36 protein-coding genes and 2 pseudogenes are annotated in these 25,288 nt (G+C 39.4%); 13 read left to right on the plus strand and 25 right to left on the minus strand.

The window, feature by feature from the left end; all coding sequences use genetic code 11:
• Positions 1-445, plus strand: a pseudogene (locus tag I4V84_RS05390) (rlx protein); the annotation flags it as partial.
• Between the two features lie 23 nt (positions 446-468).
• Here I4V84_RS05390 and I4V84_RS05395 read toward each other — a convergent pair.
• From I4V84_RS05395 to I4V84_RS05435, 9 genes are all read right to left on the minus strand, one after another.
• Positions 469-855, minus strand: coding sequence for a response regulator transcription factor (locus I4V84_RS05395; protein WP_005426528.1), 387 nt, complete (start codon positions 853-855; stop codon positions 469-471).
• A 77-nt stretch (positions 856-932) separates the two neighbouring features.
• A complete protein-coding gene (locus tag I4V84_RS05400) occupies positions 933-2,162 on the minus strand; it encodes an ABC transporter permease subunit (protein ID WP_233438912.1) in 1,230 nt (409 codons plus the stop codon).
• The gene (locus I4V84_RS05405; protein WP_117592910.1) at positions 2,149-3,036 is read right to left on the minus strand and encodes an ABC transporter ATP-binding protein; all 888 of its coding nucleotides are present in this window, start codon (positions 3,034-3,036) and stop codon (positions 2,149-2,151) included. Before I4V84_RS05405 ends, I4V84_RS05400 begins: the two co-directional genes overlap by 14 nt.
• A 69-nt stretch (positions 3,037-3,105) precedes the next feature.
• The gene (locus I4V84_RS05410; RefSeq protein ID WP_005426531.1) at positions 3,106-3,870 is read right to left on the minus strand and encodes a hypothetical protein; all 765 of its coding nucleotides are present in this window, start codon (positions 3,868-3,870) and stop codon (positions 3,106-3,108) included.
• On the minus strand, positions 3,867-4,379 hold the full coding sequence (locus I4V84_RS05415) for an RNA polymerase sigma factor (RefSeq protein WP_021650349.1): 513 nt from the start codon (positions 4,377-4,379) through the stop codon (positions 3,867-3,869). The genes I4V84_RS05410 and I4V84_RS05415 overlap by 4 nt, the downstream gene beginning before the upstream one ends.
• A 128-nt stretch (positions 4,380-4,507) precedes the next feature.
• Positions 4,508-5,425: a HAMP domain-containing sensor histidine kinase gene (locus I4V84_RS05420; protein WP_195991379.1), complete on the minus strand. Its 918-nt coding sequence runs from the start codon at positions 5,423-5,425 to the stop codon at positions 4,508-4,510.
• Between the two features lie 19 nt (positions 5,426-5,444).
• Positions 5,445-6,200: an ABC transporter permease gene (locus I4V84_RS05425; RefSeq protein WP_118633004.1), complete on the minus strand. Its 756-nt coding sequence runs from the start codon at positions 6,198-6,200 to the stop codon at positions 5,445-5,447.
• Complete coding sequence (locus I4V84_RS05430; protein WP_117962351.1) at positions 6,193-7,107, minus strand: ATP-binding cassette domain-containing protein; 915 nt, start codon at positions 7,105-7,107, stop codon at positions 6,193-6,195. Before I4V84_RS05430 ends, I4V84_RS05425 begins: the two co-directional genes overlap by 8 nt.
• A 79-nt stretch (positions 7,108-7,186) precedes the next feature.
• Positions 7,187-7,870 carry a response regulator transcription factor gene (locus I4V84_RS05435; RefSeq protein WP_005423706.1) on the minus strand — a complete coding sequence of 228 codons (684 nt, stop codon included), beginning with the start codon at positions 7,868-7,870 and terminating at the stop codon, positions 7,187-7,189.
• Between the two features lie 191 nt (positions 7,871-8,061).
• On the opposite strand from I4V84_RS05435, the gene I4V84_RS05440 reads away from it, so the two are divergent.
• Positions 8,062-8,427 carry a helix-turn-helix domain-containing protein gene (locus tag I4V84_RS05440; protein WP_025579570.1) on the plus strand — a complete coding sequence of 122 codons (366 nt, stop codon included), beginning with the start codon at positions 8,062-8,064 and terminating at the stop codon, positions 8,425-8,427.
• Positions 8,428-8,595: 168 nt separating this feature from the next.
• Here the strand turns inward: I4V84_RS05440 and I4V84_RS05445 are convergent, their stop codons facing one another.
• Positions 8,596-10,011, minus strand: a complete 1,416-nt coding sequence (locus I4V84_RS05445) for a relaxase/mobilization nuclease domain-containing protein (protein ID WP_195991380.1) — start codon at positions 10,009-10,011, stop codon at positions 8,596-8,598.
• A gap of 79 nt (positions 10,012-10,090) precedes the next feature.
• Entirely contained in the window at positions 10,091-10,381 is a 291-nt protein-coding gene (locus I4V84_RS05450) for a CD1845 family protein (RefSeq protein ID WP_195991381.1), read from the minus strand.
• A 456-nt stretch (positions 10,382-10,837) separates the two neighbouring features.
• Here I4V84_RS05450 and I4V84_RS05455 point away from each other — a divergent pair, with 456 nt between their 5' ends.
• From I4V84_RS05455 to I4V84_RS05465, 3 genes are all read left to right on the plus strand, one after another.
• Complete coding sequence (locus I4V84_RS05455; RefSeq protein ID WP_243284030.1) at positions 10,838-11,080, plus strand: helix-turn-helix transcriptional regulator; 243 nt, start codon at positions 10,838-10,840, stop codon at positions 11,078-11,080.
• Positions 11,081-11,223: 143 nt separating this feature from the next.
• The gene (locus tag I4V84_RS05460) at positions 11,224-11,397 is read left to right on the plus strand and encodes a hypothetical protein (RefSeq protein ID WP_005426514.1); all 174 of its coding nucleotides are present in this window, start codon (positions 11,224-11,226) and stop codon (positions 11,395-11,397) included.
• A complete protein-coding gene (locus I4V84_RS05465; protein WP_243271427.1) occupies positions 11,384-11,530 on the plus strand; it encodes a hypothetical protein in 147 nt (48 codons plus the stop codon). Before I4V84_RS05460 ends, I4V84_RS05465 begins: the two co-directional genes overlap by 14 nt.
• A gap of 16 nt (positions 11,531-11,546) precedes the next feature.
• On the opposite strand, the gene I4V84_RS19845 is transcribed toward I4V84_RS05465, so the two are convergent.
• From I4V84_RS19845 to I4V84_RS05485, 5 genes are all read right to left on the minus strand, one after another.
• Positions 11,547-11,879, minus strand: a complete 333-nt coding sequence (locus I4V84_RS19845; RefSeq protein WP_233456069.1) for a DUF262 domain-containing protein — start codon at positions 11,877-11,879, stop codon at positions 11,547-11,549.
• 64 nt (positions 11,880-11,943) lie between these two features.
• Positions 11,944-12,834, minus strand: a complete 891-nt coding sequence (locus I4V84_RS05475; RefSeq protein ID WP_195991382.1) for a Fic family protein — start codon at positions 12,832-12,834, stop codon at positions 11,944-11,946.
• Positions 12,835-13,175: 341 nt separating this feature from the next.
• The gene (locus I4V84_RS20320; RefSeq protein ID WP_330590298.1) at positions 13,176-13,238 is read right to left on the minus strand and encodes a hypothetical protein; all 63 of its coding nucleotides are present in this window, start codon (positions 13,236-13,238) and stop codon (positions 13,176-13,178) included.
• A gap of 88 nt (positions 13,239-13,326) precedes the next feature.
• Entirely contained in the window at positions 13,327-13,506 is a 180-nt protein-coding gene (locus I4V84_RS05480) for an aldo/keto reductase (RefSeq protein WP_330656054.1), read from the minus strand.
• 16 nt (positions 13,507-13,522) lie between these two features.
• Complete coding sequence (locus tag I4V84_RS05485) at positions 13,523-14,212, minus strand: carboxymuconolactone decarboxylase family protein (protein WP_243284031.1); 690 nt, start codon at positions 14,210-14,212, stop codon at positions 13,523-13,525.
• Positions 14,213-14,356: 144 nt separating this feature from the next.
• Here I4V84_RS05485 and I4V84_RS05490 point away from each other — a divergent pair, with 144 nt between their 5' ends.
• The gene (locus tag I4V84_RS05490; RefSeq protein ID WP_195991431.1) at positions 14,357-14,497 is read left to right on the plus strand and encodes a hypothetical protein; all 141 of its coding nucleotides are present in this window, start codon (positions 14,357-14,359) and stop codon (positions 14,495-14,497) included.
• Between the two features lie 6 nt (positions 14,498-14,503).
• Positions 14,504-14,626 (plus strand): annotated as a pseudogene (locus tag I4V84_RS05495) (transposon-transfer assisting family protein); the annotation flags it as partial.
• A 254-nt stretch (positions 14,627-14,880) separates the two neighbouring features.
• Here I4V84_RS05495 and I4V84_RS05500 read toward each other — a convergent pair.
• A complete protein-coding gene (locus I4V84_RS05500; RefSeq protein ID WP_118064609.1) occupies positions 14,881-15,117 on the minus strand; it encodes a helix-turn-helix domain-containing protein in 237 nt (78 codons plus the stop codon).
• Positions 15,118-15,448: 331 nt separating this feature from the next.
• Here I4V84_RS05500 and I4V84_RS05505 point away from each other — a divergent pair, with 331 nt between their 5' ends.
• The 6 genes from I4V84_RS05505 to I4V84_RS05530 are packed head-to-tail and all read left to right on the plus strand — an operon-like array spanning position 15,449 to position 20,072.
• On the plus strand, positions 15,449-16,153 hold the full coding sequence (locus I4V84_RS05505; protein WP_025580190.1) for a lantibiotic protection ABC transporter ATP-binding protein: 705 nt from the start codon (positions 15,449-15,451) through the stop codon (positions 16,151-16,153).
• Positions 16,154-16,900 (plus strand): lantibiotic immunity ABC transporter MutE/EpiE family permease subunit, encoded by a 747-nt coding sequence (locus I4V84_RS05510; RefSeq protein ID WP_008705323.1) that lies wholly within the window; start codon positions 16,154-16,156, stop codon positions 16,898-16,900.
• Positions 16,901-16,902: 2 nt separating this feature from the next.
• Positions 16,903-17,646, plus strand: a complete 744-nt coding sequence (locus I4V84_RS05515; RefSeq protein ID WP_025580193.1) for a lantibiotic immunity ABC transporter MutG family permease subunit — start codon at positions 16,903-16,905, stop codon at positions 17,644-17,646.
• Positions 17,639-18,016 (plus strand): NisI/SpaI family lantibiotic immunity lipoprotein, encoded by a 378-nt coding sequence (locus tag I4V84_RS05520; RefSeq protein WP_025580194.1) that lies wholly within the window; start codon positions 17,639-17,641, stop codon positions 18,014-18,016. The genes I4V84_RS05515 and I4V84_RS05520 overlap by 8 nt, the downstream gene beginning before the upstream one ends.
• A gap of 38 nt (positions 18,017-18,054) precedes the next feature.
• On the plus strand, positions 18,055-18,717 hold the full coding sequence (locus I4V84_RS05525) for a response regulator transcription factor (protein ID WP_055056575.1): 663 nt from the start codon (positions 18,055-18,057) through the stop codon (positions 18,715-18,717).
• Positions 18,708-20,072 (plus strand): HAMP domain-containing sensor histidine kinase, encoded by a 1,365-nt coding sequence (locus I4V84_RS05530; protein ID WP_195991383.1) that lies wholly within the window; start codon positions 18,708-18,710, stop codon positions 20,070-20,072. Before I4V84_RS05525 ends, I4V84_RS05530 begins: the two co-directional genes overlap by 10 nt.
• 279 nt (positions 20,073-20,351) lie before the next feature.
• Here the strand turns inward: I4V84_RS05530 and I4V84_RS05535 are convergent, their stop codons facing one another.
• The 8 genes from I4V84_RS05535 to I4V84_RS05570 form a co-directional block, all read right to left on the minus strand.
• The gene (locus I4V84_RS05535) at positions 20,352-20,708 is read right to left on the minus strand and encodes a hypothetical protein (protein WP_204453886.1); all 357 of its coding nucleotides are present in this window, start codon (positions 20,706-20,708) and stop codon (positions 20,352-20,354) included.
• 40 nt (positions 20,709-20,748) lie between these two features.
• Positions 20,749-21,450 carry a transglutaminase family protein gene (locus I4V84_RS05540; RefSeq protein WP_195392282.1) on the minus strand — a complete coding sequence of 234 codons (702 nt, stop codon included), beginning with the start codon at positions 21,448-21,450 and terminating at the stop codon, positions 20,749-20,751.
• Entirely contained in the window at positions 21,440-21,820 is a 381-nt protein-coding gene (locus I4V84_RS05545) for a class I SAM-dependent methyltransferase (protein ID WP_226838170.1), read from the minus strand. The genes I4V84_RS05540 and I4V84_RS05545 overlap by 11 nt, the downstream gene beginning before the upstream one ends.
• A gap of 218 nt (positions 21,821-22,038) precedes the next feature.
• Positions 22,039-22,821 (minus strand): ZIP family metal transporter, encoded by a 783-nt coding sequence (locus I4V84_RS05550; protein ID WP_195991384.1) that lies wholly within the window; start codon positions 22,819-22,821, stop codon positions 22,039-22,041.
• A 322-nt stretch (positions 22,822-23,143) separates the two neighbouring features.
• The gene (locus tag I4V84_RS05555) at positions 23,144-23,743 is read right to left on the minus strand and encodes a hypothetical protein (protein WP_334286021.1); all 600 of its coding nucleotides are present in this window, start codon (positions 23,741-23,743) and stop codon (positions 23,144-23,146) included.
• Between the two features lie 405 nt (positions 23,744-24,148).
• Positions 24,149-24,400 (minus strand): hypothetical protein, encoded by a 252-nt coding sequence (locus I4V84_RS05560; protein WP_195991385.1) that lies wholly within the window; start codon positions 24,398-24,400, stop codon positions 24,149-24,151.
• 10 nt (positions 24,401-24,410) lie between these two features.
• The gene (locus I4V84_RS05565) at positions 24,411-24,758 is read right to left on the minus strand and encodes a hypothetical protein (RefSeq protein ID WP_195991386.1); all 348 of its coding nucleotides are present in this window, start codon (positions 24,756-24,758) and stop codon (positions 24,411-24,413) included.
• Between the two features lie 13 nt (positions 24,759-24,771).
• Complete coding sequence (locus tag I4V84_RS05570; protein ID WP_195991387.1) at positions 24,772-25,248, minus strand: hypothetical protein; 477 nt, start codon at positions 25,246-25,248, stop codon at positions 24,772-24,774.
• Positions 25,249-25,288: the final 40 nt, after the last annotated feature.

The raw sequence follows: 25,288 nt of genomic DNA on the forward strand, positions 1-25,288 counted from the left end.
TGAAGACCGCATAGCCTTGTTACATATGCAGCAAAAAGAGGTAAATACCTCTGTTGTTTCTCTCGAGTCTCAGATACGTCATCTTCGAGAAATGCTAAAATATGCCAAACAATATCAGAAAAATAAAATTTACGATGACCATTATAAAAGTTCCAAAGATCCGGATCGTTATTTCCGTAAATATGAATCTCAAATTATTCTTTTCGCTGGTGCTGAACATATTTTACAGGAAAATGGTATAGACCTGAAACATCTTAATTCCAATAAGTTACAAGAGCAAATTGCAGATCTTATTTCCAGAAAGGAATCACTAAATACTCAATACGTTTCTTTTAAGCAAGAAATAAAAGAGTTGGAATTGATACATCAAAACCTGTCCAAATATCTCAAACAGGATGCTCCTAAAATACAAAGATCTTCTCATAACAAACTTCCTTCTTTGTAAAACCATAATAATAGGCAGCGATTTCACTCGCTGCCTAAATTTCCGTTAAACCGATATCCTACACCGCGCACCGTTTGTATATATACCGGATGTCCAGGATCATCTTCTATCTTTTCTCTAATGTTGCAGATATGTCGCATAACAACATTGTAATCACCCGAATAGGGTTCATTCCAGATTATATCATATATTTGTTCTTTACTAAACACTCTTCCAGGACTTCGCATTAATAAATGCAAAATTTCAAACTCTGTAAAAGACAAATCTATTTTTTTCTGCTTTCGGAATAATTCTCTTGTGGCTAATAAAATAACAATATCTCCATAATGTATTTTCAATGGATTTATATTTTTTTCATCACAATATATATTTCGTCCGGTTTTCAAAGCAGCAAGAACAGACTCTATCATTTCTTCTTCACTATCTTTAAACGATAATAATAATATTTTTCCTATGTTTTCACTCCCTCTAACAGATGTTTCTTCATCTAATTATAAACTTCTTTTCTGCGATATATAAAATAAATAACTGGAACAATCAATAATAGCAGAATGGAGTACGATATTATTAAAATAGGAACTGCGCAAAACACTTTTCCTCCGATTTCATACAAGTTAAAAAATTTAACTACCTGATTCATTTGAAGCATTTGATCTGGAAGAAGTCCCAAAATTTTATTTAATAATGGTAGACTTGTTCCTGATAAAAATGATGGAAGAAAAATAAAAATAAAAGGCACGATTACCGCTATTACTGATGAGTTTGTCTTCGCAGAAACCAACATAGTTAGAGATTGCATAAATAAACATCCCAGATATCCACCAAGAACTATCAAAATATATTCCTGAGCATTCGTGATATTATAAATACTCTTCCACCCACTCATACTAGACTGTATGGGACAATTTGCTCCGTCTACACCAAGAATTCCCAAAACAAGCATAGTGTATAACAACATAACCGCCCAGTAAATAGCCGTTATTATGATTGCTCCTGCTTTCACTTTTGCCCATACAGCCTTATTTCTGCCATAATAAGAAGAATAAAAAACTGCATTCGCTTTCAGCTGAAATTCACCTGAAAAAATACCTGCACAAAGGAAACCTAAGACCAATGTCAAAATCATAATTATTGAGGGTGAATATTGAAATAAGTTTTTCCATCCCGCTTGATAATCATAATATAAAGGGGTTTTCATTTTTTCATACGCTCTTATTAAATAACTTTTTTCCTTTTCAGAAAACTGATCCTTTCCATCAGTTTCTAACCAATTTTTCAAATTTTTGATACGATTAGAATAAAAATCTACTGCTTCATCAGGAGAAAGAGAATCTGCCAGATAATAATTATAATCGTTAAACTCTCCATAATCACAATTTAGTAAATCCCTTATATCCATGAAACCCTGTCTTTGACTATATGCTATATCATTCTGTCTAAAATCATTCGACTTAGCTTCCGGTGTCTGTGAAATCCTGACATTTTCTTCAATAATTTTTCTAAGCACATCCTCTGTCAGTTCTCCTGACCATTCTTTTTTCAACTCACGAACCTTTAACATAGCCGATATTCCACTTTCCGCATCACCATTACGATTCACATATTTATTATCCCCGATGATAAAAGACAAGACTACTGAAATTACAATAAAAATAAATATCAGCGCAACCTTACTTCCTTTTTTTGAAAAAACTTTTTTTATTTCATAATACGTCATAATCATCACCTGTTTTCTCTCCGAAATAATATAAGAATATGTCCTCCAAAGCCATCGTTTCCTCTTTCGCATTATAGTGTGGAGATTTTTCAGACAAAATGCGTAATTCTATTCCATCCGAAAGTGTTTTCATATTTGAGACTTTAAACTGTTTTTGCCACATTTCAACTTCATTATTTGCAACTACACAACTCCATACTTTTACTGGTACTGACTGAATAATCTCTTCTTGTGTTCCTGAATGGCTAATCTTTCCATCTTTCATCAATAACACCTGGTTGGCAATGTATTCAATATCCGACACAATATGTGTTGATAATAGCACGAGACGATCCTGTGACAATTCACTGATCAGATTTCGAAAACGTATCCTTTCATTCGGATCCAGACCTGCAGTAGGCTCATCGAGGATCAAAATCTTTGGGTTATTTAGCATAGCTTGGGCAATCCCTGCACGGCGTTTCATTCCTCCAGACAATTTTTTCATTTTTCTATTCTGCATTTTAGCCAACCCAACCTGCCGCAGAAGTTCTGTTACACGCTTTCGTGCAATACTTATTCGCATTCCTTTAATTGACGCAATATACATTAAATAATCATGAACCGAAAACTCCGGATAAAATCCAAATTCTTGAGGTAAATAACCAAGAATTCTCCTATATTCGCCATCCAATGCAAAAATATCTTTTCCATCACATAATATGCTTCCCGAAGTAGGTTTAATAAGTGTGCAGAGCATTCTCATCAGCGTTGTTTTTCCAGCACCGTTGACACCAAGAAGCCCATAAACTCCATTACTCATCGTCAGCGTGATATCATCAACTGCTTTAAATCCCTGAAATTCTTTTGTTAATTTTTTCAATTCTAATTCCATAATCAAATTCCTCACATTTCTCTGATTACGACCGTTGTGTGATTTCTCGTAATTGACACCATAATAGTCTTATACACTTGCCCCATTACTCTCGTAATATCTTTCACTGCATTTCCATACTCGCCAAATACTGTAACACAAATATAAAACAGATAATATCATCATTCCACACCATATTGATGTAGATATATGCTCATAAATACTATCTTTGAGAACTACAAGCGTCCAAACAGCGATCCAAATCAGACAGGAAAATAATGTGGAAGATACATAATCATCTCCTTTACTGCAAAGTAATCGAAAACATATGCAGCATGTCACATTCATTGGCAAAATAAATTGTATTAAGATATCCATAAATGCAATCTGTAACACAAAAGTGCTGGTTATCAAAAACACACTCAATAGGCAAACATCTACCATGCCGAAGAGTAGCATTCGTGCGGCATATATATTCTTTATGGAAAAAAATGTTGCACCTTCTACTTCCATAGCCCCATTGCTTCTATTTTTCCAGAGTTCCGGAAGTATCAATATTACAAAACTCGGTGCCAAAATCCCCATGCAGCGCCTTGTATAAATACTACTGTCTGATAAGAACATTGTCATCCAAAGGATTAGTAATACTGCCCCTTGAGCAAACCACCAGTGCTTCTGTATATACGAAGCTTGCTGATATAAAAATTCTAACCATGACATATTTCTTTCGATTTCTCCATCCCAATATGCTTCTTTCGATTTTATAATGGTCTGTTGTAATTTTTTCTCATCTATATTTCTATCCTTCTGATTTTTTGCATACGCATGCAATTTTTCATCAACTGTCATCATCATTTCTTATCCCCCAGATAAACACTCAACAATTCTTTTGCTTTTCCTATCCTATATTTTACAAGAGGAAGTCCTATGCCAATAATATCTGCTACTTCTTTTAATTTCAAATCCTGAAAATAATGTAGAATAACTACTTCCTGCAAATCTTCTGGAAGTTTTTTTATTGATTCTTCTATATCTATTTTATTCTCAATTACAGCAATTGGATTTTCCCCCTTATCTGGTAACGCTTCCATCACAATATCTCTTTTTTTCTTATAACTATCCCGACATAAATTTCGAGCAATCACATACAAATAATTAGCAGTCTTTCCCAAATGATGATACGATCTAAATGATCGAAAAAAGTGTTCAAATGTTGCTTGAGTAATATCTTCTGCATCACAGTCTGTGTATGTATGTAATCGACAATAATTCCGTATAGTTGAATAGTATTTTTTTACGAATACCTCTATAGCTTCTTCATCACCGTTTTTCATTTTGTGAATCAAAAGAAAATCTGCATCCACTTCTTTCCTCCTTTTTCTACTGAAAGCACTTTCTATTATATATAACGAATAAATTGTACAAAAAGATAGTCAATACACCTACTTTATAAGCGGTTTTTTTTAACCACCAAAGCAGGCTCATCAGTTTTTTATCCTTTTTGCTTAGGAAAGCACACTACAATTTCAAAAACATTATTATTTAGAGAAGCACTGATAGAACCGCCCATTTTTACTGTTAAATTCTTTGCTATTGTGAGACCCAAACCGGTTGTTTTGCGGGAACGGGATAAATCTGTTGTATAAAAACGATTAAATATTTTGTCTATATCAGATTCATTTATGCTGTCTGTAAAATTCTGAAAAGAAAAATGGTAATTTTCATTATCATCATAAGATGAAAAATGATAATCACTTTTCCCATGTGACAAGGCATTAGAAATGATATTTTCAAAAATTCTGGTTACTGCTTTTTCATCTCCATAAAATGGAAAAGAAATCTCTGCAATACTTAATGCTGGAATTATTTTGCGTTCCTCAAAAGATTTAAAAAAGGAAACTGCAACAGAGCGTAAAACAGCATTTAAATCAAATGTAGTATAAGAAAATTCCATTTCATCAGCTTCTATTCGTGCAAATTCAAACAACTGATTTAGTAACTGATTTAAAACATTCAATCTTTCGTTTATAACAGCTGCTGCATCTAAATCTTCCTCGGACAACTCCGGCGATTGTAGAAGCATTTGGGTATATCCTTGAATAGCAGTCACAGGTGTTCTAAGATCATGAGCTAAATTTGTAATTGTTTCTTTGATTGCCTCATCCTTTTTTTGTAATGAATATACTTGTTTGTGGTAAACTCGAAGCAATTCATTTAAAGCATTTACAAGATCGGTTATATCGGAAGAAGGAAAATCTAATGTCAATTCCGCATGGGTAAATGAATGTAAAAGTGCTTGCAATTTCTGGCTTAACCGGGTTACCTCCCTACGATGAAACAAGTAAAATGATAAAACAATAATAAGAGATAGTGTCACAATGATAGCATATATTTGAAGTACCACACTCATAACATTATCCCTCCCTGCATTATGTAATATCTCTTTTCTTGAAAATTGTTCCTATAACTCCACCAAATATAATCATATAGGCGAAGAAAATGATAATTGCGGTTGGAAGCCATTGAACTGCCATATCTATTCTTGTTTTATTGATATTACTAATTGCCCAAAAAATTGTGATGTTATATCCTAAGCCCAAAATACTTTCCAATCCATGAAGAACCAGATAACCAAAAAATATAAGCAAAGCATTAACTGCCATGCTAACTGAACTGTTTCTTATGAGAAAAACAAGTGAAATTGCGAGCGTTGATACAGCCATATGATATAATGCCTCACAGAATATGTAGGACACTATATTGCTAATGCTTGTAAAAGTAAGACCGCTTATTCCAAAAAAAATTTTATTACATAACAAACCAATTAAAAAGGCAGACACCAAAAAAAAGAATGATACACTCCAGCCAATTACCAATTTTGATAAGAAGTAACTCCATCGTGACAGACCTTTTTCTATATAATGTTTTACAGTCCCTTGACGAAAATCATTTGAGAAATAGTAGCTGCAAAAAATAATCAAAGGGAATACAACCGGGTAATAATTAAAAAAAGAATCCCAGTAATTTGCAGAAACTTCTGTACCTACCAAATATTCCCTCATGCCAATCGTTGCTTTTTGTGCATAAGCACATAAGAATATCCATCCTGTCATCATAAGAAAACATACTTTCAAGACTTTTCCATGTATTGCTTTATAAAAATCAGCTCTAATTAAATTAAGCATTGACTATGCCTCCTCTCATTTTTTCATTAAAGTAATCTTCCAGTGACTCCTTTGTTACAGTACATTCATCAACAGAAATTCCATGATTAACCAGTAAGGAGTTTACAATTCCGGGATTGTCTACATATTCAAAAATCCGAATATTATTATCGGAAAGAATTTCGTAGTTTTTAGTATGGAGATTTTTCTCTATTAAAATAGCGGCCTGTGCAGTATCTGATGCCTTAATTTTTAAACAACATTGACATTTTTCATTTAATTCTTTTGCAGTGATTTCTTCAATCAGCTTGCCATTTTTAATAATGCCGTATTTCGTTGCAATTTTTGACAATTCCCCCAAGATATGACTGGAAATCATAATAGTAATATGTTCTTCCCTATTTAGTTTTAATAAGAAATTCCTCATATCTTGTATTCCAGTCGGATCTAAGCCATTAATAGGTTCATCAAGAATCAGAAAATCAGGATTTCCCAACAAGGCAATGCCAATGGCTAAACGCTGTTTCATACCTAATGAAAATTTTTTGACAATTTTATTTTCATATTGTGACAGACCCACCTGCTTTAAAATTTGCTGTACAGATTCTTTGCTTGACAGTCCATATGCTTTTCTAAATACTTCCAAATTTTGTTTTGCGGTTAATTCTGCATAAAGTGCCGGAGATTCAATTACACAACCAATACGATAACGCTCGGTCTGGGGAACAAAATTTCCAAATAGTTCAATAGAGCCTTCTGATGGTTCAACCAAACCTGCAATCATTTTCATTAAAGTAGACTTACCAGCACCATTTTCTCCAATCAAGCCATATATTTCGCCTTTTTTAATAGAAATGGATACTTTATCAACAGCATAATAATTTGTGTATTTTTTAGATACTGTGTTCGTTCTTAATATATATTCCATGATATATCCCTCCTTGTGGTTTTAGTGTAAGGGATAAGTTTAAGTAAATTATTTTCTAAATCTAAGGATTTCATAAAGATTATATGTCCATCTTAAACCCAATTCCCCAAACCGTTTTAATATATGATTTACTATTATCTATTGCAGCAATTTTTTTGCGTAAGTTGCTGATATGAACATTGATAGCATTTTCAGTTCCCTCTAAAGTTTCATTCCATAATTGCTCATAAATCATATCTTTCGTAAATACTTGTTGCGGATGTTCCATAAGCATTTTCAATATAGCAAACTCATTTTTTGTAAGGGGCAATTTTTGATTTTTTAGAGTGGCCTCCATTCCTATTGTATCTAAATTTAAATCGCCACAACATAACAAGGAATTTGATGTATATTGATTTTCATAAATCCGTCGCAAAATCGTTTCAATCCTTGCAAGTAGTTCTTCTATATCGAAGGGTTTCGTTACATAATCATCAGCACCGTTTTTCAATAAGAAAATTTTACTTTTAGAATCTTCTTTTGCAGATAGACCGATTACAGGTACATTTTTTGTTTTCTTTATTTCTGCTAAAACTTGTTCGCCAGAAAGACCGGGAAGCATTAAATCCAAAATAATCAGATTAACTTTTTGCTTTTCAAGAAAAAGAAGGGCTTCTGTTCCTGAATAAGCAGAATATGTTATATAACCATTTTTCCGAAGATATTTAACAAGCATATCATTGATAGCCATATCGTCATCAACTATTAGAATTGTGTAATTCATATAAAATACCTCTCTTTAACATTGATCAATTTGCAGAATATAATTTTATGGCATATTCGTATCAACTTTATCACAATCGTTTGCTATATTCAATCATGTGGCTATCTGACAGCGAAATAAAATACTACTTAACATCAAATTTCATTACATTCTCATAATTCAACCCGAAATGTACAATGATATAGGGTGATATGAGAATGAACCAAGATGAAATCAGGTTTGACTTTCATGGGCTCGGGCTGGCAATCAAACAAGCTAGAGAAGAAAGAGGCTGGACACAGGCCTATGTGGCGGAGCTGGTCGGCAAGACAGACCGCACGATTATGAATATTGAAAATAAGGGACAACATCCCAGCTTCAATTTATTTTTCAAACTCGTTACCATGTTCGATATTTCCGTAGACCAGTTTTTCTACCGGGAAGAACAGCGGGACGAGCACAGTTGCAGAAAGCACATTGATGTACTTCTCAACTCCATGAATGAAAAGGAGCTAGTTGTCATGGAGGCCACAGCCGAAGGGCTCAAGAAAGCCAGAGAAACGGAGGTTCAGAAATAAGAGCCTCTGTTTTTTTGTGCTATTTTGGGGGTGTCGCTAAATGGCAAGCAATGCCTCTGTGACCACAAGTGGCACAAAGGCGGCTTGTTGGGGCTCGCCCCAAACCCGTATCTTCGGGCCAACATGGCCCGAAGTGTCAGCGTCGCTTTGCTCCTTGTTTTCATAATCTCAACGCTCCTTTTCATGCTTTCTGCCCGGCTCGGTGTAGCCCATCAAAGTGTCAATGTTCGCCTTGATCGTGACGATCTCCTGCATATCCCGTCGTGCCTTCTGGTATTCTCCATAGAGCTGTTTTTTCTTTGCTGTGAGCTTGCGGCCTTCCTCCTTCAGCACATCCATTTTAGGGAGCTTCGCCCCGCCCAGCAGAGAGCGCATTTCCGCTTGTGCAGCCCGGTACAGTTCAAGGTCGGCCTCATGCTCCGCAAGGAATTTCCGGCTGTACTTCGTCGCCTTATACTGCTCAAAGACCGGACGGGTTTTGGCATACTGAACCGTTGCGGCCTTTAGCCCGGCATTGGTTTTCATGGCCTGTTCCGTCTGCTTGATCTGCTCGGAAATGGCATGGAAACGTTCTGCCTCCTCGGTGGCTTTCTGTGCCAACTGCTCATAATCGGTCAGTCCATTGTCCTGTATATAGGCAATGGCAGCGGCCATCTGCTTAATGTTAAATACCTTCGCCCAGTGTTCATATCCCGGTTCCTTACCGGCAGCCAGTTTTGCTTGAATATCCACCGCCAGACTGATTTTCCGCTCCGAATGTCCGGGGCGTTTTTCTTTGCCCTCAATGGCGGACAGAACATCTTGCAAGTCGTAGCCGTCCCCCAGCGTGGAGGCACGCAGACGGGTGAAGCGTTCCTGCCCTTGCCCGGTCAGCCGGAAACTGATACCGCCGCCCCGAACCTTCTTGACCTCATACCCGGCCCGCTTCATCAAATTGAGAAATTCGTCCAGATCAGCGGGGTACTCCGCCAGAGCAGTATCAATGGCGAGGCGCAGCCTGTCCTGATAGGAAAGCGGTCCTTTTCGTTCTTTCTGCCATTCTCCATAATTCCGATACTTACCCTTGCTCCGGGGCTTCGGGTTCTCCACGATGGATAGCCCGTTTTCAAGGCACAGCCTGTCAGAGAGCCGACGGAGGGCGAAGCTGGAGCCCCAAAAGTTTCGGAATTTCCGGGTGCAGTCAAGGGTGGTGGAGTTGTAATAAATGTGACAATGGATGTGCTGCTTGTCGGTATGCGTGGTAACGATAAAAGCGTGCCGCCCCTTCGTCCAGCGCATAGCCAACTCATAGCCGATACGGTTCGCCTCCTTCGGGGTGATCTCGCCCGGATAGAAGGATTGTCGTATCTGATAGCACAGTACATCATTTTCTTTTTTCTGTTCCCGGCCCGTCATAGCGGCATAGCTGGCCTTTGCCAAAAGGAACTCGTCCGCCACGGTGGCCGGATCACATTCATAAGCGGAGATATACTTTCCGCTTTCTGTTTTCTCCGGGTCCTTGCCATAGTCCAGACAATCCCGGATTGCCTCAGCAATCGTTTCGCCTTCGCCCGCATGGCGCTGTAACAAAGTTGTGGTAGCCAAAAATCATCCCTCCTTTCCATGAGAAAGGGGCGGCCCATCCAGACCGCCCCAACTTCGGGCCAGTATGGCCCGAGGCTGCTTAACTTGCCAGAAACCGGTACAGAGCGAATTTGCCTCCATCCAGCGCCCAAAGAAGGGAGCCCGCCGCCGCTTGCAGTCCATACGGCGAAAGAAGGAAGGCAAGAAACAGAAATACAATCCCGCCTATGGGCGTCGGCGTGAAAAAGAGAACGACACCCAGCACCACCAGAATCACAGAGGCAATCGTCAGCAGGACGGCACAAATATCAAACAGGAACACCAGCAGAGCCGCCAGAAGGGACAACGCTAAAGCAAAGGGAGCGACCAATATTTTCAGCAGTATCTTCATCTTCAAAACCTCCTTTATCTATCCTTTCTACCTCTATTTTATCATGCCTGCCCGGGGACATAAATGTTGCGAAAGATTAGTAAATCCTGTCCTAAATCTATTTTCAAATAAAAACGGATGGTCTAATGAAATGGGTAGTTTTTAGCCCATCGGACGCTATTTATATCAAAAGATAATATTTTGCCATCATTTTTTGTGGCATATAATTCACTTTTTGAGGTAAAGAAATTTATTTGCTTTTTTGAACTATTTATCTATTTCATCCGTCACGTAATGACGGATATGATACCAGACAATAAAATTCTTAATCTTTCCTATACCTCCGGATCTGTTTTACGGAAATTCAGAATTTTATATGTCTTTTAAAAAGTGAAATATCACCCTCTTTTTTAGTGAAATATTAGTTCATTTTCTTTCAAGAAAGGGAACTATACACTAAACATGGAGGTGTATCATATGCCAAAACAAACAGATAAAGAACTGGAATTGTTTTTTAAGAACGCCCGACACGAGCAAAAATTGACTTATGAAGAATTAGCTGAAAAAGCAGAAATGTCCAGCCGATATTTAAAGGAAATTGAAAATGGGGGCCGAGTTCCCAGTTTTCATAAAATCAGAAAACTGGTACGCGCTTTAAATGTTCCTCCTGAACCGTTTCGTTCCCGACTACGAAGTTGTCGCACTGGCCGAAGTATTTAATGTTTCCTGCGAAAATTTTCTTGGTCTGACGGACGCTCCTGCAAAATAATTCAATTGTATTGCTGCCCATTCTATGCTAAACTATGGATAGATACTTCTGAACAACATACACTATTTATAAACCGTATGATTGGAGTGATTTCATGGAATTAACAAAAAAAGTCCCTACAACCGATAAAAACCAGGAAAACAATCATCTTCTCCGCATGTTAGACCGCGGAATTGATGATATGGAAGCTGGTCGTGAATTGCCACTGGAAGATGCTTTTCGCAAAATCACAGAATTAAGGGATGCACGAAGAAATGCAAGAATATAAAATTATTTTAACCTGGGAAGCAATTTACGATGTCACAGACATTGCAGATTATATCGAAGAAGAAAACGGCCAGCAACATGCTGACCGTTTTCAATCTGATCTGAAAGAACAAATTTACGATTTCTTGCTCTGATTATACGCTATCAGGATTATATTCTCAACCACTTCTCACAGTTCCATTTATGTTTTATAGCTTTTGCATAGCCTGCTTTGCAGGCTACACCCCAAAAGAAGCAAACACTGCCAGTGTCATGACACCTAGCTTTAGTTTTTACATCTGGATTCTTCCAAGTAATAATGTAGCCAGTAGGATAGCCATTATATAAAGAATCTATTAAATCTCTAACCTGACTGCGCTTCCATACAAATGGACGCTGAATTTCAGGAATAACAAAATCTTCTGCATCAATCAGTCCAAGAATTGCGTGAACCGAATACTGCATTAATGTAAATTTTTCACCAGTCATTGCTGTACCTCTCATCTAATGATTTTCCTCAAACCAAAGTGTGAGATGACACTTTGAAAAGGACTTATAGAAATCGCTTTTAATAAACAATTCTAAAATAATCCAAATATGTTTTATATTTATCCTGTGCGGTCAGACAGGTATCTGTCAGATAACCTTTTTCATTGTTCCATTCTTTCAGTCCACGATAATAGAACATTTTCAGATTATCTTCGATAATAAACGGCACAATATTGTATTTCAAACATTCTTTAAACATAATCAGACGTCCTACACGACCGTTGCCGTCCTGGAATGGATGGATCTGTTCAAACTTCACATGAAAATCCAAAATATCCTCAAAAGTCTTTTCTTCTTTTCCGTTGTACTCAGTCAACAGAGCTTTCATTTTATCGGCAACTTCTTCTGGAAGTGCTGTTTCCATTCCGCCAACTTCGTTCGGCAATTTCTTGTAATCACCAACAACAAACCAATCTTTTCTGGAATCACTGGTTCCATTTTTCAGAATCAAATGTAGTTCTTTAATAAACTTTTCTGTTAAAGCCGCTTTTGCATTATCAATAATCATATCAATGCAACGGAAGTGATTTGCTGTTTCAATCACATCATCCACATTCAGCACTTCGTTTTCTACGCCTATGGTGTTGGTTTCAAAGATGTATCTGGTCTGATCATAGGTCAGACGGCTGCCCTCAATATGATTGGAGTTGTATGTTAAATCAATCTGTGTCTTATGGTAAATCCCGCCAGAATACTTACTTGCTTTCTGCTCCTGCAGAATATCCAGCAAAGTAACTGGCTGCTCTTTCTTTTTGTTTGAGCGCTCCGGTTTTTCTGCATTTTCAGGAATATTCCAAGTCTTACCGGTAAGAAATGCACCTGGTACACGTCCCTGTGCACAATAATTTCTGACGCTGCGCTCTGAAACATTCCACTTTTTTGCTATTTCAGTAACTGAAAGGTATCGCATCTGTTCTCCTCCGTTATAATTCAAATCAAAATTTACACTTTTATATAGTATATCACATTATCGGCAAATTATCAAACATTCATCTTTGCTTACGCCTTATGTTTTTGCCGTTTTCGGCATCATTTATCTTTAATTAAATACCAAACTATCCTTGTAAATCAAAAATCTGTTTTACAAGGCATACTTTTCCTTTTTTGCTCATTTTTAAGCAAAACCTTGTTATAAGTTTTAGCGGCAATTTTGCCGATAAAGAAACCAGCCCGTTTCCGAGCTGGTTCCAATTCACATAATGTATAAATAACATCCAGTCTTGCTTATTTTACTTTTTATTACAGAACCAACTAATGAATCACAATCTCTTCCGCCCGATTGTAAATGTTGTTCATAGCTTGTATCCACGCCATCTGATTCTATTCTTTCAATTTGTCCGTTACATCCTCAAGAGCTTTCCATGATGCTCGATTTCCCTCTACATATCTGTCTTCGCACTGATTAACCTTTGCCCACGCCACGCTCATTACCATATGCCTGTGCAATATCAATATGTCTATATCCAATCTCTACCGCTGCTTTTACAGCGTCAGCAACCTTATCATCATCAATAAACCAGGTTCCAAGACCAAGCTGTGGAATTTTTACTCCATTATTCAATACAATATTTCTATCAAACATTTCATTCACCTTCCTATTATAATTTCCCATATTCTTCATCACTTACTGGTTCAAGCCATTCATTAAAACCATTTTCGCCCGGAACCTCTATTGCAAGATGGCTAAACCATTCATCTGGTGCGGCGCCATGCCAGTGTTTTACTTCTGCCGGAATATTGATGCAGTCGCCTGGCTTCATTTCTACAGCTTCTTTGCCTTCTTCTTGATAATATCCTCTTCCGGCAACGCATACCAGAATCTGTCCACCTCCACTTTTTGCATGATGGATATGCCAGTTATTTCTGCATCCAGGTTCGAATGTCACATTGAAAATTCCAACCTGAGAAGTAGAAATCGGTGCAAGAAAACTTCTGCCGGAAAAATACTGTGCAAAGCCATCATTTGATACACCGATTGGAAATACCATCTCTTTTGCATGCGCACGCATCCCTTCCTCTTCGTATGGCAAATCTCCTTCGCCTGTTTCCCACACTTCCTTTGCAAGATTGAAAACAGCCCATGCTTTTGGCCAACCTGCATAGAATGCGGCATGTGTGATCACTGCCGCAATCTCTTTTTGTGTCACACCATGATTTTTTGCATTTTGAAGATGATATTTTAAAGAAGAATCCGTTAATCCCTGCGCAAGCAATGCAGTTACCGGGACCAGTGATCCGTCCCTCAAGCCGCACTTCTGCATATACATCCCCTTAAACTTTTTTCCCATCCCATAAGCCTCTTTTAATGCCGGATTGCCCTGTATTGCGCCAACAGCATCTGCACCTCCGCAAAATACGGTTCCTGCAAGTTTGGAATTTAGAAACCATTCGATTCAACATTGTTTTCATATGTCCGCTACGGGGTATATGCCATGATTAACAAAGATAATCGCCGTGATGTGAGTATTCGCAAGCCCCGGCCATCTATCCGCAAGCAGCTTGCCGACAGCAAACAGGCCACCAGCCCGAAAAAGGCGGCGGCCAGAACCAAGAAAAATGAATTGGAGGTATGAGGAATGATGCACTTTACCGTGGAAGAAGAAAATTTGATCTGTATGTACCACAACGCAGACCGACGCAGGACGATAGGCAAGATCACCGCAGCCATGCCGGGTATGGACGGGGATATGTGGCCGCTTGCGTCCGGCGTCTTTTCTTTTTGCCTGTTCCTACGCATTTAGAACCCAGTATTGACTGGGATAGGATAAAGTATTCGCCCACCTCTGCAAACGTGCGGGAGAAGCCTTGAAACTGGCGGTTATCAGCCCCGAAAGGCGTAGGTTACAGTCATTATTAGCCCCCGAAACAGGTACAGACGCGCAGCGGGTGTATCTGTTTCGGGGGTGTGCAGGTGATAGCCGCAAAGCGGCGTAAGAGGGTGCAGCCCTCTTGATCGTTATTCTTGTTCCAGCGGGAAGCTCGGCAACGCTTCCAGCAGCTTTAAGGAAATGTGCTGCCGCATATCCTCGTCAATGACTTTTTTCACTTTGCCGCCCGGCTGCCTGATCTCCACCGTGGAAAGCTCGTCGATGTAGTCCGCATAGTGGGCCAGCACCTTTTCTGTGGCCCACTTCTCACCGGCAACGGCGGCTTTGATTGTTTCATAGTCCAGCAGCTTTTCTTGTCCGTCCATCCTGATACCCCCGTCAGATTGATTTTTTCCATGATACCATATCTGGGAGTATGGAGCCAGAGAAACCGGCGATTTTCTGCTGGTAAATTCTACGCATTTAGAGCGGCACTATGGCGGGGATAGGATAAAATACTCACATACCCCGCCGACTATGCGGGAAAAACCTTGAAATATAGGGCTTTTTAAGGCCCTAAATGCGTAGGTTGGTGCTTTGTTGCGATATGCTCCACGGTTACGGTGTATTGTTCATATTCTGTTTTCGGGAATCTTTATGAAATCTTCAAAATTGCCCGGTATGCTATCCGTAAAATCAAAGAAAGGACTTGATTATATGGATATGATTTTGAAAACGACTGACCTCTGCAAAAATTTCAAGGGGCAAATGGCGGTAAACAATGTGTCACTGAACATCCGGCGCAACTCGGTTTATGGTCTGCTGGGGCCGAATGGGGCTGGCAAATCCACGATCTTAAAAATGCTCACCGGCATTTTGCGCCCCACATCGGGAAGCATCGAGTTTGACGGCCACCCGTGGAAGCGGAATGATCTGGAGCATATCGGTGCTTTGATTGAGATGCCCCCGCTTTACGAAAATCTGACTGCATACGAAAATCTCAAAGTCAGAACTACATTGCTCGGCCTGGACGATGCACGAATTAACGAGGTATTGCAAATTGTCCAGCTCACGAATACCGGCAAGAAACGGGCCGGGCAGTTTTCTCTTGGTATGAAGCAGCGGCTTGGTATTGCTATTGCATTGCTGAACAGTCCCCAGCTTTTGATTCTGGATGAACCGACTAACGGCCTTGACCCTTTAGGGATTGAGGAACTTCGAGAGTTAATTCGCTCTTTTCCCTGCAAAGGGATTACAGTTATTTTGTCCAGCCATATTCTGTCAGAAGTCCAGCAGATTGCAGATCATGTGGGTATCATTGCTGGCGGCGTCCTTGGATATGAGGGAGAGCTTCGCGCCGGTGAAGATTTGGAACAACTCTTTATGGATGTTATTCGCAGAAATGGTAAGGAGGGATATTAAATGGAGATGGCATATATTCAGGCAGAGAACCTAAAGCATAAGAGAACTTTCACAAAAACGCTGATCGTTCTGGCCCCGTTTGTAACTGCGCTTATGAACTTTTTTGCCCCTCTTTGGTTCCAGCTCAATTCTTATAATTGGTGGTATATCCTGCTTTATCCTGGATTCCTTACGCTCACCTGTGCCTTGATTGAACAGCGGGATAATGGCAAACTAAAATATCGTGCCGTTGCTTCATTGCCTGTTTCGCAGAACAAAGTCTGGAAAGCAAAAATTGGAGTGGCCGGTATTTACTCCTGTGTGGGGAATTTCATTTTCCTGGCGCTAAATCTGTTGGGCGGTTTTGCAATATTAGTTATCAACGAAATTCCCCTGACAATCGGAATTTGGCAGGCTGCGGCCGGAACAGCTTGTATTGTCATTGCAAGCCTATGGGAAGTTCCGCTGTGCTTATGGTTATCAAAAAAAGTTGGTATCTTTGTCACGGTTATTCTTAATGCCGGACTTGGAAGCGTTTTAGGGATTTTCACGGCTACAACCTCTTTGTGGATGATCTGCCCGTATAGCTGGGTGCCGCATCTTATGATTTCCGTGTTAGGTATTTTGCCTAATGGTGAGCCGGTTGCAGATCAGAGTACGGCAATGGCATTTTGGATGATTATACTTGTATTGGTCATTTCGCTGGCCTGGTTTGCGGCGCTGTCATTTTTAACTGCAAGATGGTTTGAGAAAAAGGAGGTGGGGTAACTATGGTATCTGTGGTTCGCTGCTGGAAAGCAGAATATCAGAAGTGTAAACATAGCATTTTGCTCTATATGCACAGCATGATTCCGATTATATGTGCGGCGATTTTTGCGGGTTACTATCATATATCCAGATGGGAACTGGCAACCAAAATCAGTGCCTATCTGGAAGTGCTGGCCGTTGCGTTCCCGTTTCTGATCGGCATTATTGTGGGCCTGGTTGTTCAGATCGAAAATCAGGCCGGGCATTATCAGCTTTTGTTGGGAACAATCCCATCTCGCATGGCAACGTATATTGGTAAACTTGGTTTTCTGATGATCTGTGCTTTTGGCGCAACATTTTTAGCGTTAGGAACATTCGCTGCACTATATAGGGATGCTCCGGCAAGCCTTTACCTGAAAGCAGGGATTCTATTGTTGATTACCATGCTTCCCATTTACCTGATTCATTTGTTTGTGGGAATGAGCTTCGGAAAAGGTGCATCTATGGGATTGGGAATTGCAGGGAGTTTAATAGCTGCCCTTATGATAACAGGGCTTGGTGACGCTACATGGAAATATATTCCCTGGGCCTGGGGCGTTCGTGCTATGGATTACACTGTGCTTGCATGGGATAGCCCCCAACTGTATGCACAGGTAAAAACCGATTTTTTCAGCGGTATGATTATTTCTGTATGCTGCACTGTTTGTCTGCTGATTGCCAGTTTGGTTTGGTTTCATGGTTGGGAGGGAGGTAAAAACAGTGAATAAAAAGTGCCTGTTTGCCGTGGTAATTGTGCTTGTAAGTCTTATATGCTTATCGGCCTGCGGTGCGCTCCGCGATACCGCCGATAAAAATAAGGCGTTAAATGAATCTCTGCCGTATTATGAGCTGAACGCCGCAAACTATGATGAAATTTCATATAACGGCCTGACATATACCATAACGGATGAATGTCTTGAAATGTCAGAACTGCAAGAAGAAATCGGGCAGGTATCGAAACGCTTCAAAAATGTGGCGGGGGAAGATTTCAGTTTCGGCTACGTTTACAGTATTGTGGATGTGGATATAAGCAATGCCGTAGCTGTAAATATCAACAATGAATATCGGAAAGCTGACATTAAAAATAATGATGAGTAACCTCGACAATGTGGTATAATGGGGCGGGAGGTGATTTTTTGACCCACTTACTTGTAGTTGACGATGAAGTTTCTATCTTGGAATTGATTAAGAACAGTTTGGGGAAAGATGGATATTTGATAACAGTCTGTCAAAATGCGGATGATGTAGACATCAAAAAGCTGCATTTCTATGACCTCATTCTTTTGGATGTGATGATGCCTGGCACAGACGGGTTTGAGTTTTGCAAACAGATCAGGAATATGGTAGACTGCCCGATTCTCTTTCTGACCGCAAAGACATTAGAGGAAGATATATTGTTTGGATTAGGCATCGGTGCGGATGATTATATTACGAAACCTTTTCGTATTCAGGAGCTTCGCGCCCGTGTCGCGGCACATTTACGCAGAGAAAAAAGGGAGCATCACAGCACACTTTCATTTGAGCCTGATATAAGATTTGACCTTTCCGCAAAGGTACTGTATGTTTCAGAACAGCCGGTTCCCCTTACCAAAAGCGAGTATTCAATCTGTGAATACCTTGCGAAAAACCGGGGACAGGTTTTTACAAAAGAACAAATCTATGAAGCCGTTTTCGGGTTTGATGGAATAGGCGATAACTCTACGATCTCAACGCATATAAAAAATATTCGTGCGAAATTGGAGCATTTCAAAATAAGTCCGATCAGCACCGTATGGGGGATAGGATATAAATGGGAGTGAAAAAGAAACCTACATTGAAAATATTGTTTCGCCAGTTTGCTATCTCCCTCATTGTCATGCTGGTAGCGGCAATTATTGTCCCTTCTGGTTTGGAGGGACTTGCTGTAAATGCTGGATTAGCTACAAGAGCAAATCTAAGTGAATTGCAGGTAAAAGAGATCATTCCAACGCTGACGATTGCCCCGGATATTACAAAGGTTGTGATTCCACAGGGATGCGGCTACTTAATTCTGGACAAGAACTTTAATGAGCTTTACAGCAATATGGACGATGATGAAAAAGAAATTGCCCTGCTGTATGCAAAGGGAGAATATATTGAATATGCTACGGGGAGGGAGTTTGCACTTGTTGTCCGGGAAAACGAATTTTGCGTTTTAAGGTATTATATTAGTTCTCAATTTACAGTGTCATGGCTACCGGAATATTTTCCATCTCCTGACACGCTTGCGCTTATCCTGATGGCTGTAAATTCGCTGCTGGTCATTATCATACTGACCGCCAGATTTGCTAAGAACCTGCGTACACAACTGACCCCGCTTTTTGAAGCAACTGCGGAGGTTTCAAAGCAAAACCTTGATTTTGAAGTAGGACACGCCAAAATCAAAGAGTTTGAAGATGTCCTTGCATCTTTTTCAGATATGAAAGATAATCTGAAAATTTCGTTAGAACGGCAATGGAAAACCGAACAGACACAGAAAGAGCAAATCGCCGCGCTTGCCCATGATTTGAAAACGCCTCTGACGGTTATTCAAGGAAATGCTGATTTACTCACAGAAACAAATCTTGATGATGAGCAACGATTATACGCTGGTTACGTCGTGGAAAGCTCCGGCCAGATGCAGTCATATATTCAAACCTTGATTGATATATCACGGGCGGCGGTTGGTTATCAGCTCCATATTGAAAGTATAGACTTGCCAGCGTTCATGCAGCACTTGTTCGGTTATATGGAATCACTATGCCAGACAAAAGAAATCCGGCTGCAAATGAATACTGTTTCACTCCCTCAAATGCTGAAATTTGATAAGGTGCTGATAGAACATGCTATTATGAATGTTATCAGTAATGGGCTGGACTACTCCCCGCAAGGCGGAACGCTTTATGTGGATGTTCAGAGTAACAACGGTTTCGTGGAAATTTCAGTCACAGACGAGGGAACGGGGTTTTCTAAAGAGGCATTATGCCACGCACAGGAACGGTTCTATATGGGCGATCAAAGCCGCAATTCAAAGTTACACTTTGGTATGGGTCTATATATTACAAATTCGATTATGGAACAACATAATGGTCAGCTTATTTTAGAAAATTCAAAAGAAACCGGCGGCGCAAAGGTTACTATGAAACTTCCTTGCTGATTTTCCGATAGTGTAATGGACGTCTTTTATGTCCGTCCATTTTTCAAATCTTTATGGAATCTTCAAAACAACAAAACGCTTCAAATCGTCGCCCAGTAGGTTTACGACCTGCCGGGCGATTTTTGTCGATTTTCGCGGATTGTCATTTCCGGCAAAAAATCAGATGGAAAAGGAGGCGGTCAGCAGACCAGGGCCAGCATAGGCCCCTGACAACGGACAGGATCATCCTGCTCACTCCCCACGGAAAGGGGGTGAGAAGATGAAAGTTACCCCTGATGATTACGGGAGGCGCTGCCAGTATCTTTTCCGCTGAATACATTTGATATGTGCATGACTACCAAGTCTTTTTCTGGCTTGGTCAAGCATATCTATGCTGTAATCAAGGCAAGTAATATGTGCATTTTTCAAGGAACTCCATTTGTTTTCCGTAAATACAGCAGTTCCAACCGGAACATCAAGAAGATTTCCTGAAAAGTCATCAGGAACATATGCTAAAACTTTTCGTGCTATATCATTATCATCAGTGCCACTCCAAAATAACTTAATATACAGTTTGCTGAAAATATTTCTTTGCGTAAGAACATCGTCATATATATTTTTTGATGTTTCATAAGCATTTTGTATTTTGTCTGCCATATTACCCTCCAAATTTAATTTTAATTCTAAAAGCTTAAAACTATCGTTCTCTAATCTTCCTGACATTACGATTCATGAGGTGTCTTCCAATATGTCTATAAGCAAATGCTTTAAAGGCTGAAATTTCTTGATGATGTTCCTTCAACAGTTCATCTGGACAATCATAAACACCAAAATCCTGATTGATTCCCTCGCTCTGAATATAAGTATTGTTCCTATCAAACTCAATAATGAGATTTCTGAAATCCTTGACTGCTACTCCATAACCGCAAAATGCACCTGTACATTCCGAATTTTGTTCCTGTAACTTCTTTATGTAGGTTTTATCCAAAATGAAAGCTTCCAGTTCGTACCACTGATTTTCGAAATTAATTTCTACCCAGCTATGGAAAATACTTTTTGGAGCATTACGGTAAACAAACCCTGTCATAGCCCCTTTCTGCAATCTTTTATCAATCGTAAAACCATGTACTCTGCATGGAATATTGCAGGCACGTAAAAGTGCCATAAATAAAGTTCCTTTTGTATTACATTGTCCATAACCATCTGCAAGTACTTTTGAAGCTGAAATTCCGTCATCAATATTATATCCAAATAAAACATCATCTCTTACATAGTTGTAGATTGCCTTAATCCTTTCAAATTCACCCATTTCCTTCCATTTCATATTTTGAATAAGATTTTGAATTGCCGGATTAGAAAAATCAACCATTCGTGTTTCCCTAAGATACTTATCTTTCATTTCCTATCGCCTTTCCCATAGGTTTTCTCACAACACAATGCATTCGCATACCTTTACGAATTTCAAATTTTTCTACTTTTAATCCTGCTTTTTTGCAACATTTTATGACCACATCTCTTGTTGGCACCTGGACATCTCCATGTCCGCATATATTTGCCAACGGCATTTCCAATGTATTCATTAGCCATACCAATACTTTGTTGTCACTGGTCACATCTCTAAGAACCAACCTTCCATTTGGGCGAAGACATCTCTTCACACTGTCAAAAAATGCCTGTGGATCCGGATAATCTTTCTTGCACATTTCGTAAATACCAGCATGGCTACTTTCATATCTTCCTGCTGCTTTTGTAAATTCTTTAATTGACATTTTTTATATTCTTCATTTTTCATGCTTTTTTCTCCAATCACTGTACCTTTTCGCCTTGCATCCGCATTTCTTCATTCTTTTCATATAAGCATAAAACTGCTTATGCAATTCCCTCATTTCATCTGGTGCCTTCATAGCATGTTGATACATAAATTTATCTCCAAAACTGCTTTCAAATGTAACTGCCAGCATAATCGCTAAGAATCATTTCTCGCCTCTTACCCTAATGCCACATCTAGGATCATCATCAAACTAAATCCAAGTGCAAAGAAAAGCGTACCAATATTCGAGTGCTGTCCCTGCGACATTTCCGGAATTAGTTCTTCAACCACAACATATAACATGGCTCCTGCTGCAAAGCTCAGTAAATATGGTAATGCCGGGATTATCAGCTGTGCAGCAAGAATCGTCAGTACTGCTCCAATCGGTTCAACCACTCCTGAAAGTACACCTCCGAGAAATGCCTTTCCCTTGCTTTCGCCCTCTGCCCTAAGCGGCATGGATATAATCGCTCCTTCCGGAAAATTCTGAATGGCAATTCCAAGTGATAAAACGAGTGCACTTGTTGCTGTAATCTGTGCATTTTCAGCAAGAAATCCTGCATACATTACACCGACTGCCATACCTTCAGGGATGTTGTGTAGTGTAACAGCCAACACCATCATTGTTGTACGGCCAAGCTTGCTTTTCGGTCCCTCTGCCTGATCACTTCCAACATGAAGATGTGGAATCAAATGATCGAGCGCTAGTAAAAACAAAATACCAATCCAGAACCCAACAACTGCCGGAACAAATGATAATCTTCCCATACTCTCAGATTGTTTAATAGCCGGAATCAGAAGACTCCAGATTGAAGCAGCAACCATTATGCCTGCTGCAAACCCTGCAAGTGCACGTTGCACTGACTTGCTAAGTGTTTTTCTCATAAAAAACACACATGCTGCACCTAGTGTTGTTCCAACAAATGGAATCAGTATACCTTCAAAAATATTCATTAACATTACATTTTCCTTCCTTGTATAATCGAAAAATTTTTCATATATATAGCAAAAATAATTTTCTTCAGCGGTATAGTAACAGTTCTATAGCTTGTTGATTATATTTTCGCTATAATCTTTCAAACCGCCTTAGTGTTAGTTAGAACTAACCATCACATATATAAGAAACCGCGCAAAAAGTAAACTATAATTTTACACGGTTCTTCTTGTGTTTAAGTATATCACTTACGAAATCATATAACAATAGAATTCTTTCAACAATGTTTTAATTTTTTCTGAACAGTAACCTGGACAGTTTCAGCACAAAATTCCTTGGGTCATTTCATCACTCCTTCTCCCCTTCATTCGCTTCCTCCAGCATAACACTCTCCTGTACCTGTATGTCAGCATACTGGACGCGAAGAACTGCCTGAGGCCAGTTTATGCTGACCATTGCGTTTTTCTCTTTTTCCATGCCTGCTTTGCGGATTAGGTCAAGAAGCTCATTTAATACTTCTTTTGTCAGGTATCCACCCCGCCAGTGAAAAACAAGCACCTTTCCTTTCTTAGCAGCCTGCAAAGACCGCTTGTATACATCCTCCTGTTTGGTAAATGATAATTTCTTCTCTTTGTAGTAAAAATGATCATGATCATTGCAATGAGGCGCAGGCGCGATCAAGGGCTCATGATCGCGAAAGATCTGCTGATCATCCAGGTTGAAATAGTCATAGCGGATTTCCTTGTTTTCGTGATCTTTTCCCAGACTGTTATCAAAAGTGGCATCTAAATGATAATATATGCCATTTATCTTTACAATATTCCAGGTGTGCCGGTATTTGATTCCTTTTTCTGGATTGTTACCGCAAATTGCGATCACACACCATACTCCCAGCGCATCCAGAAGAACCTTCACCGCTTTCGCAATGCCCTCTCGGATTGTCAACAAACAGATAAAAGTCTTTTCCTGTGAGTATAGCCCCTCCTATCAGATCAAACTCTAATAGAAAAGAATCTTTATTTACTGTGACTTTTGTAAGGTGCTGGTTAAGGAACTCCACCCGGCTCTCATTGAAAGATTGAGTCTGTAGATATTCCTCCATCTCCTTATCTATATTTTGTATCACTTCCTCAATACTTTGTAAATCCTCATTTACTTCCAGTGTGAGGAGTTTATCTTTCAGATCCTCAAGAGTTTTCTCCAGCTCTTTATATCTCTTTGAGTAATCCTCTTTGCTTATGATGAGATAAAAGCTAAACCATTAGAAGAATTATAACTATAACAAGCTCCCTGACCGTTTACTCTCTTACTGATCCAATCATGATCTATATGATACATCTCAGATACCTCTCTTTAATCATCATCTATAGAACAATTCTTTTTAGCTACTTCCTCAGGCGTTAAATCTCCATAAGTATTTTTATAATACAGTGAATGATAACACTTAAGATAAGCCGGATCACATACACAATCAGTATACCCCTGTGGACATACTGGTTTATATTTAGAAAAATAAGAACTTGTAGGATAATCTGAATACTTAGGATTATCTCTACATCTATCGCAATTTGTTTTATCACTACAGCATTCACTACAGTCTCTCATCTTGTACCTCCTACAAGTTATTATTTATATTTTGACGGATCCGCTTTAACTTAATCAGGATCTCCTTTTTACCCAGTCCAGACTCTCCTTTACTGATAACATCCTCCAGATCCTCTCTGATAGTTCTAAGGAGTGATAAATACCCATCAGCGGCTACCTCTGCCTCTTTCTCCCAGTTCTCCAGAAACTCATCTACAGCCTCATCCTTTGCCGCCTCAGTAAATCCCTCTATAGCCTCCCATACATCCTCAGGGACTACCTCCTTAAGATCTTCCAACTTAAAGATCCACTGAGTTTTCCCATCTTTCCCGGTCACTGGTAAACAGTCAGTGTTATTAAATCTACCATTCACGCTCATATCTATCACCTCCTCAGGGCTTTCTTGCTAAGAGTACAATCTGATTAAAGTAAAAATGTCTGTCCATTGTATCCTTATAAGCCTCATACAGCCCGGATCTCTTAGCTACTGCATTTCTTACTTGCTCAATATCAAACTCTCTATCAAAGTTTCTTAGCTGAGTCTCCTCATGTTTATCTCTGATAATTACCAATCTATCAATCTCCCGGTCTGCCTCATCCATGAGCCTTTTCAGTCTCTCACCCTGTTCTTTTAATGTTATAGCTTTTACTTGTGCCAGCTTTACCGCTCTGAGCCATGTCTCAGGATCTCCTGACTTAACAACCTCATCAGGATTTAGCTTGTGATCCATACAATAACACTCGGCATCATATAAGTTTAGAAAAACCTTTTCTCCGGCTCCTGTATCTATCAGGAAATAGTGTTTAACCTGTAGCTTTCTTACTCTGTCTCCTGAGTATAAATGTCCATCACTCCAATGAGCTCTCATTTACTGTCTCAACTCCTTTCTCATAGAGTAGTAACCAGAT

The sequence above is a fragment of the Ruminococcus sp. 1001713B170207_170306_F1 genome, assembly GCF_015668065.1.
Lineage (GTDB): Bacteria > Bacillota > Clostridia > Lachnospirales > Lachnospiraceae > Blautia_A > Blautia_A faecis.